We start from the raw sequence: 17390 nt of genomic DNA, 5'->3' as shown, positions 1-17390 counted from the left end.
AAAAAGGTTTTTAAACTTTATAACAAATAGCTTGCAAGTAAATTATTAAGTAAATATACTAATCATTTCAATTGCTTTCATATTATGTTATACGTAGAATTTCTTATTTTTGAAGGGTTTTTTTAACAAATGTATACATTTTCATAAAAGCTTACCAAATGGTTATACGTCTTTGTCTCTATTTTTTCAGATGTAGCTCAATTCTTAGAGTAACTACTTAACATTGTTGAAATAGAAACAATAATTTGATATAATATTGTTAATATACCAACGGGTGGGAGGACAGGACATGAACAAAGAAGAACAGGTCATGATGGGTTTCAGGGACTTATTAAACAAGATAGTTTCGCTTAATAAGCCTAAGATGGAAGACAGTCTTAAGGGTTATAAGTCTTCTGAAGTACATTGCATCGGATACATTGGAAGAAATGTGGATTCCAACGTGACAAAACTTGCTGAGTCCTTTTATATGACTAGGGGTGCCATAAGTAAACTAACTAAGAAGCTCATAAAAAAAGGCATTATCGAAAGCTACCAGAAACCGGATAACAAGAAAGAAATCTATTTTCGCTTGACTTCGCAAGGGAAAGTAATTAACGAAGTCCATGAGGAACTGCACAAAGATTTTCAAGAGCGTGATAAAGCCGTATTTGAGCAGGTAACCGAAGAACAATTTGATATCATGCTTAGTTTCGTGGAAAAGTATAGTAGGCATTTGGATGCAGAAATAAAGAAGCAAGGTGTAGATATAACAAATCAAAATAATTTTGAATAATAGGGCTTATCAAAAATAGCCTAAAGGGGCTGTATCATACGCTGGAACATCAGCGTATGATACAGCCCCTCTTTATTGTTGACAAAGAAACAATAAAATGATAGGATAATTATGTTGCCAAGGAAACATAATTATTCTTTTTCGAGAAGTGTGAATTACACTACTCGAGAATTTACGAGGAGGATCATTACATGAAAAAAACAGGAGATTATTATTTCGAACAAGCGACTATACCAAAAGCAATTGCACACATGGCAGTGCCCATGATGCTGGGGATGTCTGTTATTATGATTTATAATGTTACTGACGCTTTTTTTATTGGAAAGCTAAATAACACAACAATGATGACAGCTGTAGTATTAGCGTTACCTTTTACAATCATATTATCTGCAATTGGAAATATTTTTGGCGTAGGTGGTGGAACCTATATATCTAGGTTACTTGGTGAGAGAAAATTAGAAGAAGCAAAAGAAGTTTCATCAGTTACTTTTTTCTTAAGTTTACTAGCTGGATTTATTTTTATGTTATTCGCAATACCTTTAATTCATCCTATTCTAAAAGTATTAGGGGCAAAAGGTGATACAGTTTCGTTCACCAAAGATTTTATTATGGTTCTTATCATAGGAGGTCCATTTGTAATTTCTAACTTTGCATTAGGACAAGTAGTACGAGCGGAGGGAGCATCAAAAGTCTCCATGAATGGTATGTTTATAAGTGTTATCATAAATATTGTTTTGGACCCCATATTAATTTTTACATGTCATTTAAATATTGTAGGAGCAGCAATTGGAACAGTTGTTGCGAATATATGTGCAGTATTGTACTATGTTTATTACCTTAAAAGTAAAAGTTCTACTTTGACAGTTTCCATAGGAACATTCAAAACAACGCTTATCATGTTGAAAGATATTTTTAAGATAGGAATATCCTCTTTTCTATTAGATGCATTTATAATTGTTTCCGTTTTATTGTTAAATAATTTTGCAGCATACTATGGCGACTATGCTGTTGCTGCATTTGGAATATCTCTGCGAATTGCCCAACTTGCTCAGTTTGCTGCTAAAGGGTTATATATTGGAGTTATCCCCTTAATTGCTTATGCATATGCAGCTAAGAATATAAAACGAATGAAGAGTATTATAAATATTACTGCAGCCTATATTGCAATCCTAACTATGGCCTTTTCATTGATAATATTTATTTTCAGAGAACCAATAGTACATCTATTTAGCGAAGATACTTACGTAATAAACACTGGTATATACATTTTGATAGCTATGCTTATTTCAGCTTTGTTTGCTAGCATTACTGGTCTTTTTATAGCAATATTTCAAGGAGCTGGAAGAGGTAAAGAGGCAACCATTATGTCTGTAGTTCAGGGTTTATTATTAATTCCTATTATGATTTTAGGAAAATATACTTTTGGTTTACATGGAGTTATATGGTCGATGACTATAACAGAAATACTAACTTGCATAATAGGATTATATTTCTGGATTCAACTTCAAAGAGATATTTCTATGAAGGAGTAAAAATAGATATATTTACTCCTATTCCATTCATTATAAATTCATCCCACAATAACACCTTAATATTTCTACTAACAAAGCTATAATTATAAGTCATTTATATTTCCTTGAGCTTTTTAAATATAACATAAGAATATATTATTGGAACAATAGAAATTACAGATATTATTACAATTAAAGCTATGGCAGAAGAAGTTGCATCTCCAAATATTGCAAACATTGCAGATATAATACCTCCAACTACCCATAATGGGGCAGCCATTCGGTGAGTTTTAACCCACACTTCTTCATTTGAAAGCGTCCATGGAGTTTTTATCCCAACAAAATAATTATGCTTGAATTTCCCCATGACGTTTCCTATCACAACAAATAATAAAGATGTACCTAAGCCTACGAACATACTTACATTTATATGATATCCAAATGCAATTAGCAACACTGTAGCCTGAATACCTGCAAAGAGCAAATGAAAAGAACACCTTATTAATTTATATGCAGATGGAAATTTTGCATAATTAGCTTGTTTAGGGTCTAAATATGGTAAAAATATAAATAGAAAATAAGAAGCTAAATTAATTAAAGGAATTCCAAATGCGCCAAAAAACCTTCCCGAATAACCATCAATTTGTCCTTTAAAATTCCAGTGGCTTGGAATCTTGTTTGGAAGACTTGGATAAAAGTATAAACTAACAATAAAAGTTAAGGCAATTATAGAGATAATATACCAATCCTTCTTTATAAAATTAAGAATCTTTTTCATTATTAAGATCATCTCCTTCATTATAATGAGTTGCATCAAAAAACCAACCAATAACCTCTTGGAATACTGTAGTATTTAATGAATAATAAATGTTCTGCCCTTTTCTTTCATCACTTACAAGGTCAGCTTGTTTTAACATATTTAAATGATGAGAAATACTCGGCTTTGTCATATCAAAATGCTCTGCTATTTCACCTGGAGTAAGGGATTCTTTCTTAAGAAGCATTATGATTTTCCGCCTAGTTGGATCGGCTAAAGCTTTAAATGGCAAATTCAAAGCAGACATACAATCCCTCCTTTATTTAGTTATTAGATAATTAGATAGTTGTCTAACTATCTAATAACAGTATATTCCATTTGCTTAGAAAGAGCAACGGATATAAAAAAAAACATCTGAAATTCAGATGTTTTTTTTACTGTACATAGTTTTACTTACCTTTCGGTTTAGTAGTATCTCTATCACCTGTAGTAATCTATGTATTTCACGTATAATAACTGTTTAAGTTAACGTCCTAAACGTGCTTTCTCCAAAGCATTTAAATCAAACTTTTTCATTTTTAGAAAAGTCTCTGTTACTCTTTTAATTTCATCATCTGTGCCCTGCATTAAGACTTCATCCATATTTGATGGCACAATCTGCCATGATACACCAAATTGGTCCTTTACCCATCCACATTGCTCTGCCTCAGGAACAGCAGAAAGCTTATCCCAATAATAATCAATTTCCACTTGGTCCTGGCAATTTATAATGAGTGAAAATGCCTCATTGAAATTGAAACCTACATCATATCCATTATCCATGGCCGAAAAATCAAGACCGCAAAGCTTAAAAGCAGCATAATTTACTTGTGCTTTTGATGACTCCGCTTCATCCTTGCCATATCTACTTATTAAGCCTACTTCTGAATTTTCGAAAACCTCAGCATAATACTTCACTGCTTCTTCCGTTTTTCCACATGAAGAATTTGAGAAAAGCAAATTTGGTGTAATCTTTTGAACCGTTTTCCCACTATCAACAAGCATCAATTGCCAGGACAGGCCATAACGATCTTGTATCCAGCCGTACCACTTGCTAAATGGATATTCAGCCAGTGGCATCAATTCCGTCCCACCTTCTGATAATGCTTTCCATTTAGTATTCACTTCCTCAATAGAGTTACAAGCTACCATAAGGGAAATCGATGGGTTAAATTTGAAATAAGGCCCTGCACTTATTGCAGCGAATTGTTGCTCAGCTAATTCAAAACTTATAATTTCCGCATTTCCTGAAGGGGTATCTCCGATAACTGTCTCATTTAAAATCTTAGAGTTTTCAAATAAACTGATATAGAACGTTACCGCTTCTTTAGCTTCTTTGTCATACCATAAATGAGGAACTATTTTTTGCATATTTTTCTCCCTCCTAAATAATAATTTCACAAAATCCTTCATAGCTTTTAATACAAACTTTATAATAACATTATACCAATTAATTTCATTGAATAAACATTTACTCTTTCTTTAATATTTGAATTTGTCCTAAAGATCTTTCCGTGCCGTCATTCGAAACTCTAGTCATTATATATACTTCATAAAAATCGCCACTTACTTCAATATTCTTTCTATCTATATACTCAATAAGACTTTTATAATACTTGCTTGTATCATTATAATCATCATCAAAATTTAATGTTATATATTCTCCCTTTGGCAGGGTTATTAAATTATTGTCATTATCTGTAATGCGTTCTGAAACACTAATTAACATATTATTATATATTAGTTCATCATATTTTTTCACATCTTGGTATGACACAGCAAAAGCAAGTTCTTTATTTGAACTACTATACTTCTGTTCCATAGCTACTAATATTTCACTTAAATTTATTTCAAATTCTTCTGTATATCTTTTTGTATTATTATATTTAATAAATTTTCTTTCCTCGTTATATTTAATAAAAACATCATTAATACCTTCTTCTAAAGAATTTTTTATACGCTCCTCAAGAAAATTAATGTTATTTTTCATTATGTTTAATTCTTTTATTTTAGAATCTACCATTTCCTTTTGCTTACTAATTATATTAAGTATAGAGTCGAATGAAGTATAATTTTCTATTAATTCCTTTATTTCATCTAAGGATAAACCCATAGCCTTACACTGTTTTATTAAATCAAGTATTACAAAATGTTTTGCAGAATAATATCTATAGCTGCTCTTTTCGTTTATATATGAAGGCTTTAGTAGTCCAATTTTATCATAATATCTCAATGCTTGAACTGATATATTTTGTAACTTTGACATTTCTCCTATTGAAAAATTCGTCCACATATCCTCACCTCATTTGTATTCTTGCTTAAGTGCCTAAATCCTATTCAGCTAAAACCGTTTGTGTTGAAGTTTTTATGTTGGCAATTAATTTTATAGTTATAAATGTTAAACTTTCAGATACTATTGCACTTACCCATATTCCATTTATTCCAAACATGCTTCCAAATAAAATTAAGCATATTGGCAAGAAAATAACCGATCTACATATGCAACTTATATTTGAATACTTTGGTTTTTCTATAGCTTGATAATACACAAGAGTATTTAGATTTATTCCTACTACAAAATAACTAAAACTTGCTATTTGAAGGGCATTGTATGCTAATTGCGCTATGTAGGGATCTGATGTAAATATCCCTATAAGATTCTGTCCAAAGACAAAGCTTACTATAACAAAAGCTCCACTTATTAAAAGTGATGATATGCAGGTTATTTTGAAGAATCCTATCAATTTACCTCCATCTTTTCTTCCATAGTTATAACTTAAAAGTGGTTGTACTCCTAGTGTTATCCCATAAAGAACCATATATATATTTGTAGTTAAATAATTTATTATGCTATATGCAGAAATCCCTACATCCCCTACATATTTCGCTAAAGCCATATTATGTAACAACACAATTATTGAATAACTTCCTTGTGCAAAGAATGATGGGAAACCTATAAGTAAAAATTCTTTAATAAGTTCCTTATCGAGCCTTACATTTCCAAAAGTTAAGAGGCCTTCTCCTTTTAAGAAATGAGGCAATAACATAGATACTGTAACTATTTGACCAAGTCCTGTAGCTATAGCCGCTCCTTTTATTCCAAAACCAAATTGAAATATAAATATATAATCTAATATTACATTGGTTACTGCACCACTCATTGTGGCTACCATTGCAAGCTTTGGTCTTCCATCATTTCTAACAAAGCTGCAAAGGACTATTCCCATTAAATTAGGAATACAAAATAATGCATAAAACCTTAAATATTCTACTGATAAAGGCTGCAATTTCTCTGTTGCTCCCAGTAAATTTGCTATTTGCGGTGTAAATACAGCACCAATTATACTTATTCCAATACTAATTATTAGTAGAAATTTAAATACTTGTCTAAATATATTTACTGCCTTTTCAGTATTATTTGCTCCAAAATTTTTAGAGACTAGAGCTCCACCACCTATTGCAAACATAGAAGCGAGTCCAAATAATAAAACTGTAAATGGTAACACTATGTTAACTGCCGCTAATGCTGAATCCCCAACACCTTGTCCTACGAATATTCCATCAATAACTGTATATAAAGAAGAAATAAACATAGCAAGTGCTGATGGAACCGCGTATTTAAAAAATTGTTTTGTCATACATATCCACCTTTTTCTATTATTTTCACACTTTTCTATTATAAACTATGTTGTTACTATAGAGTCAAATTCTTTTATTTATATGCACTCAACAATTAAATTATCAAAATATTTAGAATTATTAACTAACTATATTTTATATTCACTAATAATTAATATTGACATTTCTACAATTTCGATGTATTATATAAAAAAGAAGTAATTTTAGATAGCGGAGGATAGTCCAATGGTTATTTGCAGCTAAAAAAGGAGTTTTAATTTGGTAACATATAAATATATAAAATACCAGTAAATCATTATTATTTATTAATAAGATTTGCTGGTATTTTATTTTTAACAATGTTGGCGTGCCTGTAACCCTATTCCTCGTCACTATTATTATATTGGTTAAAATACATATTATAGTATTTCCCTTTTTTATTTATAAGCTCCGCGTGATTTCCCATCTCTATAATTTGTCCCTCATCTATAACCATTATTTTATTTGCATCTCTTATAGTGCTTAGCCTGTGAGCTATAATAAAGCTAGTTCTTCCATGCATTAATTTAAGCATTGCTTCCTGTATTCTAAGTTCAGTTCTAGTATCAACACTGCTGGTAGCCTCATCCAATATCAATATACATGGATTTGTTAAAATTGCCCGGGCAATGGCCAAAAGCTGTCTTTGTCCTTGACTGAGATTACTTCCACTCTCAGAAAGTAGTGTTTCGTAACCCTTAGGAAGCCTTTTAATAAATTCATGTGCATTCGCCATTTTAGCTGCATTTTGTATTTCTATATCTGTTGCATCTAGGTTTCCATATTTTATATTTTCTTTTATAGTTCCTGTAAAGAGATAGGTATCTTGAAGAACTATGCCAAAACACCTTCTAAGGCTGTCTCTTGTATATTCCCTTATGTCAACCCCATCAATATATATTATTCCACTTGTAACATCATAAAATCTTGTAAGTAAATTTACAATTGTAGTCTTCCCTGCTCCTGTTGGTCCTACAAGGGCTATACTTTCACCACTCTGGACTTCAAAATTAATATCTTTAAGAATGTTTGTGTCTTCTTTATATCCAAAATACACATTATTAAATTGAACATGTCCTATGGATTCAACAATTTCTTTTGGCTCTTTTACATCTTCTGTTTCTTCCTCCGCGTCAAGTATTTCAAATACTCTTTCAGCTCCTGCTACAGCGGATTGCAGTGTATTAAATATATTTGCCAAGCTATTAAGTGGGCGTACGAATTGCCTTGAATAACTTAAAAAGCTGGCAATTACACCTACTGTAATCATATTTTCTACTGCTAGAATTCCACCTACTCCAGCTACTGCTGCAAACCCAATGTTATTTATAACATTCATAATGGGCATTAAAAACCCAGAATATATTTGAGCTTTGAGTCCCACCGTGCATAATCTTTCATTTATTTCATCAAATTCACTCATTGTTTTAGCTTCATGATTAAAAGCTTTTATTATATAATTTCCAGAGATAGTTTCTTCAATATGTCCATTAAGCTTACCAAGTTCCATCTGCTGAGCTTTAAAAAGCTTACCTGTCTTTCTTGCAATGGAGCCAGTTAACAAAAATACCAGTGGTACTGTAATTAAACTTGCCACAGTTAATATAGGGCTTAAAATTATCATCATAATAAAAGACCCTACTATAGTTATAGCTCCTGCCATGAGCTGGATAACAGATTGAGAAATAGTAGAACTAACATTGTCAATATCATTTGACAATCTACTCATAATATCTCCATGACTGTTTGTATCGAAAAAAACCATTGGAAGATTTTGGAGCTTTAAAAATAAATTATTTCTCATAGTCTTAACTATTCTTTGACTGGAACTTGCCATGGCAAACCCTTGAAATAGATTTATAGCTGCATCTGCTAAATAGGATATTAATAGTGCAATTACAATTATACTCAAAAGATTAAAATCTACCTTTCCATTTTGGGAATGCATTGCATTCACTGCGCGTCCTATTAGATAGGGCCCCATAAGTACTATGGCAGAATCAATTATTATAAATATAAATATTATTATTAATGTTTTTCTTTCAGCTCCAAAATAGCTCCACAGTCTTCTAACCGTCTTTAAGAATTTTTTAGGTTTTACTACTGGTGCCATATTTCTTTTTCCAAAGCCACCAGCTGTAAATGGCATATTAACACTATTATTTTTATCTTTATATTTGTTATCTTGCATCTACAGCATCTCCTTTCCAATTTGAGAAAGGAAGATATCATTATAGATATCACAGCTCTTTAAAAGCTGTGCGTGGCTTCCAATACCCTTAATTTCCCCGTTATCTAAAACTATTATTTTATCAGCTCCCATTACAGAGGTTATTCTATGTGCTATTAAAATGCAGGTTAAATCCTTAGCATATTCTTTTAAACCATTCCTTATTCTCACCTCTGTATCTGTATCCACAGCGCTGGTTGCATCGTCAAGTATTAGAATTTCAGCCTTTTTTATCAATGCTCTTGCTATAGATATACGTTGCTTTTGGCCCCCAGAAAAATTGACACCCCCCTGTCCAATTTTTGCATTATATCCTTCTGGAAGTTTATCAATAAATTCATGTGCCTCAGCCACTATAGACGCCGCTTGAATTTCTTCAAAACTTGCCTTCTCACTTCCCCATTTTATATTGCCCAGTATTGTACCTGAAAACAGCAGAGCTTTTTGTGGTACTACTGCAATCTTCTCCCTTAATGACTTCTTATCTAATTTTTTAATATTCACACCATTAATTTTTATTTCTCCACTTAAAGTATCATAAAATCTTGGAATTAAATTCACAAGAGTACTTTTACCGGAGCCTGTTGATCCTATTATTCCAACAGTTTCTCCCGGTTGGCAAGTAAATGATATATCCTTTAATATGGGTTCCTTATCTTTATTATATGAAAAAAATACATGTTCAAAGTCAACTCTTCCTCTGCACTTAGAATCTTCCATAATTTCCTTTCCGTTAATCATGCTATCCACTTCAGAAAATACTTCACTAATACGCTGCGAAGATGCTTTAGCGCGTACAAACATTGTAAAAACATTAGTTACCATCATAAGTGAAAATAATATTTGTGTCATATAACTTGTAAATGCAATTATTTGTCCCACCTGCATATTACCTTTGTTTACATTTATGCCACCTATCCAAATCACGAGTACTATTCCAATATTTACTACGAGTCCAATCATTGGGGTAAAAACAGCTGTTACTTTCAGAGCTGCTGTAGAAGACTGTGTAAGTTGTACATTCTTCTTTTGGAACCTATCTATTTCATAATCAAATCTATTAAAAGCTTTAACTACCCTTACTCCTGATAAATACTCTCGCATTACTCTATTTACACTATCAAGTGATTTCTGTACTTTAATAAAATAAGGATATCCAAGTTTCATATTACCAAATATAAGAATAGCTACAACTGGTACAATTGCAACCAAAATCATAGATAGCCGTAAGTTTAGTCTCACAGCCATTATAATACTTCCAATACCTACAATAGGTGCTTTAACTAATATCCTCATAAGTCCATTAAGGAAATTTTGAACCTGTGTCACATCATTTGTAAGCCTTGTCACTAGAGTAGCTCCTTCAAATTTATCAGCATTTTCAAAAGAAAACCCTTGAATTTTCTTAAACAAATCAGATCTCATTTCGGTGCCAAATTTTTGTGAAACATTGCTTGCAACAACATTACGAATAGATGCAGCTATTGCTCCAAATCCAGCGATAACCAGCATAATAATCCCCATTCTGATTACATAATTTAAATCTTTATTCGCAACTCCAACATCCACAATTTTAGACATTATTGTTGGTTGCATCAAATCACAAAATGCTTCTAGTGTTACAAAAAACACTGCCGTACAAAATCCCATACTATACTTACGAGCATATACTTTAAAATACCCCAAAGTTGATTCCCCCCAAATGGTGCCACCCACGTGGCAAGTGGCAAGTTGCTATTCTTAATCGCATTTATTTGTTTGATAATTTTTTATTTTAAATTCTTCTTAAACTCATTTTATCACAATAGCTTTGCTAAATTAATATAAATTTGTTTATATGCTTCTAGAAGAAAATCATAAAAAAATACTTATAAGAAGAAAAAAAGCCCCTAATGAAATAACACATTCATTAGGGACTTTTGTCTTTATATTTTTATATTAGATATAAGTTACCTCTAATGGATTTCTATCAACTAGTTTCTTATAGCTATACTTAGGATATCCAACCATAACAGCAGCCGTTATGATTTTTCCTTCTGGAATATTAAATAATTTAAGCAGTGGAGAACCCTTAATGGATGCACAATACTCAAAAAATCCAGCCCAACAAGTTCCAAGTCCTAGTGATGGAGCAAATAATTCTAAATAAGTCAAACAAGAAATAGAGTTAGCCCTACCATTTGAAAAGTCTTTGTCCGCAGTAGTTATAATTAAGTTTGGAGCACCACGCAAAATTGAATCAACTCCGCCTTCCCTATAGATACTGATTAATCCTTTTAATGCATCCTTTAGTGGAGAATTCTCTATCATCACAATAGTAAGTTCAGCAGCTTTTTCAACTAATTTCTTATCCTCAACTACCACAAATGATATACCTTGACTATTACTTCCAGTAGGCGCTAGCCTTGCAATATCAACTAATTTTGTTAATTTTTCTCTTGATACAGATTTATCCTTATAATTTCTTATAGAACGACGTGCCCTTATAAAATGCTCCGCCTGCTCTGCACTTAGTTTAGGAAAATCCTTTCCATCAACTTGCTTTTCTAATGGTGTTTTTTTATTATCTATAGCATCAGTGGGGCATATAGCAACGCAGTGTCCACAGGCAATACAAGTGGTATTTGCTACTTCCTCTGGTCCCTTTTCTCCCATCTTTAGAACATATGCTGGACATTCCTTAATGCATTGCTCACATTTAATACATTTTTCTTCATTTACAGTTATAAGATCCATTCTTTTCATCCCCTTGTTAAAATTAAGTTTTAGCTGTATAGCCTAAAATAGACTATCATAATTATTAGTTATCCAGTTTGCTATATTTCATATGTATATACATACATTATGCTAAAAAAATTTACTCTACTAATTTTTCAATATCCTTTAATGTGTTTAATAACTCCTCAATTCTTTCTTTGCCAATACCATCTTCAATCTTATTTTGTGCTTTCTTTAATAGAGGTATAGCCACTTCAAGAGTCTTTAATCCTTTATTAGTTATAGTTATGCACTTTTTCCTAGAGTCCTGCTCTTCTTTCTTAATATCAATATAACCACTCTTTATAAGTAACTTAACATTTCTTGTTACAGTACTTTGATCCATGAGTAAGATGTTACCAAGACTCGAAACAGAAATATTTTCATTCAGTGAAATATCCAGCAATAACAAACATTGAGTACTCTTAAGTCCAGTTGGTTTAAGCATTTTGTCATAAAATTGAGTAATTGCACGGGTTGTTTTTCTTAGGTTACCACAAGCACAACTCTTGGTATTTTTATTAGTAGACGAAATTAAGCAGCACATAAATTCAACTCCAGTACAATATATATGTATATACATATACTATAGTCAAGTTGAATTTATGTCAAGTATATGTTAATTAAAAGAATTTATAGATTTACCATTTTCATTATATCCATGAAGTCTTTATATAGCTGACCTCCTTCTAAATTGCTTTTATCTTTTGCTTTTTTCAATACAATATCTTTAACATTATGGCTACATTTACAATATTATATAATATGGTTTTTTTATTTATATTAAAATATAGAATAAAAAATGAAGGAGGGATTATATGTATTTAGATAATATCTATAGCTCAAATTTTTCAAAGATTCAATATTTATATTCTAAACATATGGAGCTAGGATATCCTACTTTGAAAGGTATGTTTGAAAGAGGTATCCCTGAGCATGGGTTAAGCAATGAACATGATGAATTTTTAGATGTTGTTGCCCTACTTTTAATAAAGATTCACAAGGATAAAGAAATTTTACCTCTTATAGTAGACATAATTTTTTTTAGAAACAGAAAAGGTCTTTTTACTCATGATTTGATCTGGGCTTTTTTTCAAGCAAGAGATCCACATAGCTTGATGTTAATCGCTAATTATTTAATTTCAGAAGATGTAAATGATGTTAGGTTAGCATGCAAGCTTCTAGATTTTGTACCTTCCATAGATATGACTATGGGAAAAAGTAGTGAAAAGCAATATATAGCCTTTTATTATTGGCTTGAAGAGAATTATCCCTTTTTATATTTTACGGGGGAAAGCTTTCAGAGAACCAGTAAGCCTATACCCTATATTGTAGCTTTAGATGCCAAATATCTATGCAAACAGGTATCACTTTATACTTCAAAAACCTTCATACCAAACACTGTAAAAGAAAACAGCTTACTATATTATTTTAACGACTTAGATGAAAGTAACAAGCTGCTTCTATCAAGCTTCTCACGTGCAATGCATTATGAAAATATATATTTATGGAAATCATGGATTAACCAATCCATGACTAAGCAAATAAGCATCGCTGAAGCTAGGTTAGGCTCGGAACCTAACAATTGATAATTGTTATAACTAATTAAGGAGGCTTGCAAATGATCATAATTTCTAACAATACACTTAACGTCGATACTTTTATAAATAAATATAAACCAAATGATATTGAGCTAGATATCATTACTAAGATGAGTTTAAGCAAAGAGCAATATGAGTATGATTCATTAAAACAATTGCAGTTTGAGTTGAAATTACGAAATAATATTGTTATTGCTGCCCAAAAACTCAATGAAAGCGATATGTCCTTTAAAACCTTTCGTAAATCAATCTGTAATCTTGATTATTGGGATCGTACTGATGAAGGTGGATTTATATTAAAAAAAGGAATAACTCCCAGTGCAGCTATAAATGATATTTCTATAAATAGTTCAAAATATGGTACTGAATGCGCTACCGCAATGATTATTATTTATTATCAAGCATTGCTTAATATATTTCCCGAAAAAAATTTCAATGAGTTATTTCCTAAAATACAATTAATGAATTGGCATTATATAGATGATTTGCTGGAGGATGCAGGTTATTTAGAAAAACGAAGTGATTATTTACCAGGGGATAGAAGATACTTTGATAACCCTGATGTAAACCCAGTAAAACCTGAATGGCAAGGAGAAAATGTTATAGACCTAAGCAATGGAATTTATTTTGGGCATGGTATAGGAATAGGAAATGCTGAGGAAATAATTAGTGAATTAAATAAATTTAGAATAGCGGGAGCAAAATCATCCGCTTATTTACTTGATTCAGCTGCACGCCTAGATTTTAAAAATTTAGCTGATATATATCTTAAATTTCCTTCATCATCTACCAATTAAAATTCCAATTGGATTTAAAGGTACAATTAAATTTCTTATTAAAATTAGTGAGAATAAAACTAGATATTCTAAGTAGGAAACTATTAAAATTTCTAAAATATTAAATCAGAGATTTACTTGGAAGAAGAAGGCACCGCCTTTACAGCAATCCCTTAACTACTTCCCTTAAAACAGGGTGTGTTGGACTTCTGTGTTGCCTAGGATGGCAGGTTAAAAATGAACAACATCCATGGTAACAAAACAATAAAAACAGAATAGTATAAAGGGTAAAGATTATTTTGGAGGTACTTATGTACGACTACCGTAGTAAAGATTTTGAAAATCTTGGACAGAATATGCCTATGAAGGATATGCCCATGAAGGATATGCCTATGACGAATATGCCTATGCCGAATATGCCTATGATGTGTATGCCTATGATATGTATGCCTATGATGTATATGCCTATGATGAATATGCCTATGTATGATGAAGATGATGAATATGATGAAGATGATAAAGATTTAAAAAGCATGTATCCTAAGATTTATATGAGGATACATCCCATGGTAAAGCATCATTGTGATATGCTGGAGTCCATACATGGCACAATGTATTGCCCTAGTAAGGAAGAAATGGATCATATGTGTAAAGAAATATGTGACAAGTACGAAGAGAAGCATAAAGATGACGATGATCGAAATGATAATAATGATATGAGACAAATACTCGGACTAGGCAGGAGAGGTCCAATTGAGGATTTAACTAGAGTACTGTTTATCAGAGATTTACTTGGAAGAAGAAGAAGACGGAGAAGAATGTTCGATCATGGATCCCATCATGGATCCCATCATGGATATTAGGATTAACTGCTGCTAATATGATGAAATAAACCCAGTCATCCTATGGCGTAGGAATGAATTAAGCATTATAAAAGTAGCCATTCTCCTCAAGATATTGGCTACTTTTATAATGCTATTCTGGCACTACCTTTAGTTAACATAAAAAATTGACTCGTAACCTTCTACTTATTAAAATTACAATGAATAAGAATAAAAAATAAATATATACACACACTGAATTAAAATGAGGTGTTGTAAATAATGGATAAAAAGCTAAGCCTTATAATGTTTAGTGGGGAGTATGACAAAGCTTTAGCCGGATTAATACTGGCAAATTCAGCTAAAGAATTAGGAATGGAAGTATCTGTGTTTTTTGCCTTTTGGGGTTTACTTCTATTGAGAGACCCCCATGTAACCATAAGCGAAGGCAAGTCTTCACTTGAGAAACTTATGGGAACGATGACTCCAAAAGGTCCAGATGAATTACCCCTTTCCAATATAAATTTTAGTGGTTATGAGGTTGCAAAAAAATGGTTTTACAAAATTGTGAAAAACTAAAATATAGAAGTTACTTTAAATGATAAATATATATAAATAGTCCCGATATAATATCAACTGGTTCCGTTTTGAGGTGCAAAACAATAAAATATCATAAATAATAACATAAAAGCAGCATTAATATTCACAGGTATTAATGCTGTTTTTTATCTGTTATTTTTTAGTAACATTAGTATTGGTATTTTGTATATAATTGTAATATAATATAAGTACACACTTGTATTTGATAACGAATAAATCATAGTTGAGGAGATTAACGATATATACTCAATTTACAGTCCACATAACTAATACCTTCATCTTTATGAGGAAATGGGTGTTCTATCGGGTTTACTGAGGGTAACTTATAATTAATTTATTTTTAACTTTCAAGTAGAAATATATGGAATTTATGCAATAATGTTTATTGAATTGGTGGTAAGAAAATTATAAAAGACTATTTCGTCACTTTTACTTATAAATAATTATGATATACGTTTTTTGCGTCCGTTCATCATATAAAAAACCATACTATTTTTATTGTATTTTGCATTTTTAATATCAGATAAATATAATACTTTTTTCTTAAATATTAAACCACAGTTTTCAATTATACTATCATTTTTAAGGGTTAAAAAATCCTTATATAACATATAGAAGTTAATACTGTTTACTATTGCACCAGCAAATGTTAGTATAATTATTGGTGCAACAATTATTAAAAAAGATGGATTTTTAGACAATATCATAATTTAAACAATACACATTACTGCAACTATTATCCATATGAAAGCTACAATTAAAATATTTGATGACATTTTTATTTTAATAAGCAGTTATTCCTCCCATTATGCAATGTGTTGTTTCTACTTAGTTAAATTTTTCTTACAATTGTGAAACAACTTTTATAAATATTGTACCATTATTTTACATGAAACTATATACTTTTATAAATATCTCCATAACTGATTTAAACCTGTTTTTTTAATTATACCTTATTGCTCTCATAAGGATTTCTTAACCAACCAACCAACCAAATTAGAAAAATCATTTAAATTCACTAGTGGTTACAATATTTCAAAGATGATAAAGACATAATAAAAAGCAAAAATATTATAGTTCATAGTACAACTAACTTTGTAGATACCAGAATTGCTACTTACAAAGGTAGAGAACCTATTTTCAGATAATTAAATCCCTTATACTTGAAATTTATGTTATAATTAGTATATAAATAACTATAATTTAGTAAACACTTGTATAAAATTATAGACTATTATAATGGGGGAGTAAAAAGATGAGTAATGATAAAACAAGCAATTATGGAATACCATTTTTATATGTAATAATACTTTGCACTATTGGTCTTTTCACAATAGGATATGGGTTAATAGTTGGAGTAATAATTGGACTGTTAGTTGCAATTTTAATCGCTTTGGAAAGAATTTTAAATATATTAAATAAGGAATACAAATCTAAAATTTAAAAGTAACCCCATATCATTAGATGTGGGGTTACTACTGCGATTGCAACGATGTTAATATTAAAAAATGTCGTAAAATGAGTACTATGTGATATTAAGTTAATTCGCGCTCTTGTTATATAGTTCTTCTATCCTCTAACCCTTCCCCCATGAACCACTCTGCCAATGACACTTCCAAGTTTCCCCTTTTCGTCCTCTTCATTAATTTGTAGCGCCCAAAATACAGGGAATCTTTCACTGATTTCTGTCTTTATAATTTCTGGTGCAGCAAAGGCTATTATTTGGAAATTTAGCTTGTTTGCAATAGTAAATATAGGATCAAGTACATGGCTTCCTGAAGCCTTTCCAAAAGGATTATCCAGCATGTGGCACTTTGATTGCGAGTCCTATCATGCCATGCTTTTGATAAGCCCTGCTCCAATCCT

General features: G+C 31.2%; 17 protein-coding genes and 1 pseudogene. 7 read left to right on the top strand and 11 right to left on the bottom strand.

The annotated features are described in order from the left end of the window. Window positions 1-289: 289 nt before the first annotated feature. The gene (locus KPL50_RS22575) at window positions 290-775 is read left to right on the top strand and encodes a MarR family transcriptional regulator (protein ID WP_216300786.1); all 486 of its coding nucleotides are present in this window, start codon (window positions 290-292) and stop codon (window positions 773-775) included. 191 nt (window positions 776-966) lie between these two features. Further along, window positions 967-2307 carry an MATE family efflux transporter gene (locus tag KPL50_RS22570; protein ID WP_216300785.1) on the top strand — a complete coding sequence of 447 codons (1341 nt, stop codon included), beginning with the start codon at window positions 967-969 and terminating at the stop codon, window positions 2305-2307. 94 nt (window positions 2308-2401) lie between these two features. Here the strand turns inward: KPL50_RS22570 and KPL50_RS22565 are convergent, their stop codons facing one another. The 9 genes from KPL50_RS22565 to KPL50_RS22525 form a co-directional block, all read right to left on the bottom strand. Further along, window positions 2402-3064 (bottom strand): SdpI family protein, encoded by a 663-nt coding sequence (locus KPL50_RS22565; protein ID WP_216300784.1) that lies wholly within the window; start codon window positions 3062-3064, stop codon window positions 2402-2404. Then, on the bottom strand, window positions 3048-3350 hold the full coding sequence (locus tag KPL50_RS22560; protein WP_290443285.1) for an autorepressor SdpR family transcription factor: 303 nt from the start codon (window positions 3348-3350) through the stop codon (window positions 3048-3050). Before KPL50_RS22560 ends, KPL50_RS22565 begins: the two co-directional genes overlap by 17 nt. Window positions 3351-3568: 218 nt before the next feature. Next, window positions 3569-4453, bottom strand: coding sequence for a VOC family protein (locus KPL50_RS22555; RefSeq protein ID WP_216300806.1), 885 nt, complete (start codon window positions 4451-4453; stop codon window positions 3569-3571). Window positions 4454-4553: 100 nt separating this feature from the next. Beyond that, window positions 4554-5375 carry a MerR family transcriptional regulator gene (locus KPL50_RS22550; RefSeq protein ID WP_216300783.1) on the bottom strand — a complete coding sequence of 274 codons (822 nt, stop codon included), beginning with the start codon at window positions 5373-5375 and terminating at the stop codon, window positions 4554-4556. 40 nt (window positions 5376-5415) lie between these two features. After that, a complete protein-coding gene (locus tag KPL50_RS22545) occupies window positions 5416-6720 on the bottom strand; it encodes an MATE family efflux transporter (RefSeq protein ID WP_216300782.1) in 1305 nt (434 codons plus the stop codon). Between the two features lie 359 nt (window positions 6721-7079). After that, complete coding sequence (locus KPL50_RS22540) at window positions 7080-8930, bottom strand: ABC transporter ATP-binding protein (RefSeq protein ID WP_216300781.1); 1851 nt, start codon at window positions 8928-8930, stop codon at window positions 7080-7082. Then, a complete protein-coding gene (locus tag KPL50_RS22535) occupies window positions 8931-10655 on the bottom strand; it encodes an ABC transporter ATP-binding protein (RefSeq protein WP_375372958.1) in 1725 nt (574 codons plus the stop codon). Between the two features lie 252 nt (window positions 10656-10907). Beyond that, the gene (locus KPL50_RS22530; RefSeq protein WP_216300780.1) at window positions 10908-11705 is read right to left on the bottom strand and encodes a nitroreductase family protein; all 798 of its coding nucleotides are present in this window, start codon (window positions 11703-11705) and stop codon (window positions 10908-10910) included. Window positions 11706-11826: 121 nt separating this feature from the next. Beyond that, entirely contained in the window at window positions 11827-12273 is a 447-nt protein-coding gene (locus KPL50_RS22525) for a MarR family winged helix-turn-helix transcriptional regulator (RefSeq protein WP_216300779.1), read from the bottom strand. A 271-nt stretch (window positions 12274-12544) separates the two neighbouring features. Between KPL50_RS22525 and KPL50_RS22520 the strand changes: the two genes are divergently transcribed. The 4 genes and pseudogenes from KPL50_RS22520 to KPL50_RS22505 form a co-directional block, all read left to right on the top strand. Then, the gene (locus KPL50_RS22520; protein ID WP_216300778.1) at window positions 12545-13315 is read left to right on the top strand and encodes a hypothetical protein; all 771 of its coding nucleotides are present in this window, start codon (window positions 12545-12547) and stop codon (window positions 13313-13315) included. Between the two features lie 32 nt (window positions 13316-13347). Next, window positions 13348-14124, top strand: coding sequence for a protein-glutamine gamma-glutamyltransferase (locus tag KPL50_RS22515; RefSeq protein WP_216300777.1), 777 nt, complete (start codon window positions 13348-13350; stop codon window positions 14122-14124). Between the two features lie 290 nt (window positions 14125-14414). Continuing rightward, on the top strand, window positions 14415-14966 hold the full coding sequence (locus KPL50_RS22510) for a hypothetical protein (protein ID WP_216300776.1): 552 nt from the start codon (window positions 14415-14417) through the stop codon (window positions 14964-14966). Between the two features lie 240 nt (window positions 14967-15206). Next, a pseudogene (locus KPL50_RS22505) lies at window positions 15207-15458 on the top strand (DsrE/DsrF/DrsH-like family protein); the annotation flags it as partial. 509 nt (window positions 15459-15967) lie between these two features. On the opposite strand, the gene KPL50_RS22500 reads toward KPL50_RS22505, so the two are convergent. Next, window positions 15968-16231 (bottom strand): hypothetical protein, encoded by a 264-nt coding sequence (locus KPL50_RS22500; RefSeq protein WP_216300774.1) that lies wholly within the window; start codon window positions 16229-16231, stop codon window positions 15968-15970. A 548-nt stretch (window positions 16232-16779) separates the two neighbouring features. Here KPL50_RS22500 and KPL50_RS22495 point away from each other — a divergent pair. Continuing rightward, complete coding sequence (locus KPL50_RS22495) at window positions 16780-16968, top strand: hypothetical protein (protein WP_216300773.1); 189 nt, start codon at window positions 16780-16782, stop codon at window positions 16966-16968. Between the two features lie 125 nt (window positions 16969-17093). Here KPL50_RS22495 and KPL50_RS22490 read toward each other — a convergent pair whose 3' ends face one another. After that, a complete protein-coding gene (locus KPL50_RS22490) occupies window positions 17094-17330 on the bottom strand; it encodes a hypothetical protein (protein WP_216300772.1) in 237 nt (78 codons plus the stop codon). Between the last annotated feature and the right edge of the window lie 60 nt (window positions 17331-17390).

Origin of the sequence: Clostridium sp. CF012, assembly GCF_018861755.1 — a bacterium.
Classification (GTDB): Bacteria; Bacillota; Clostridia; order Clostridiales; family Clostridiaceae; genus Clostridium_AD.
This window is presented reverse-complemented; position numbering and strand designations above follow the sequence as displayed.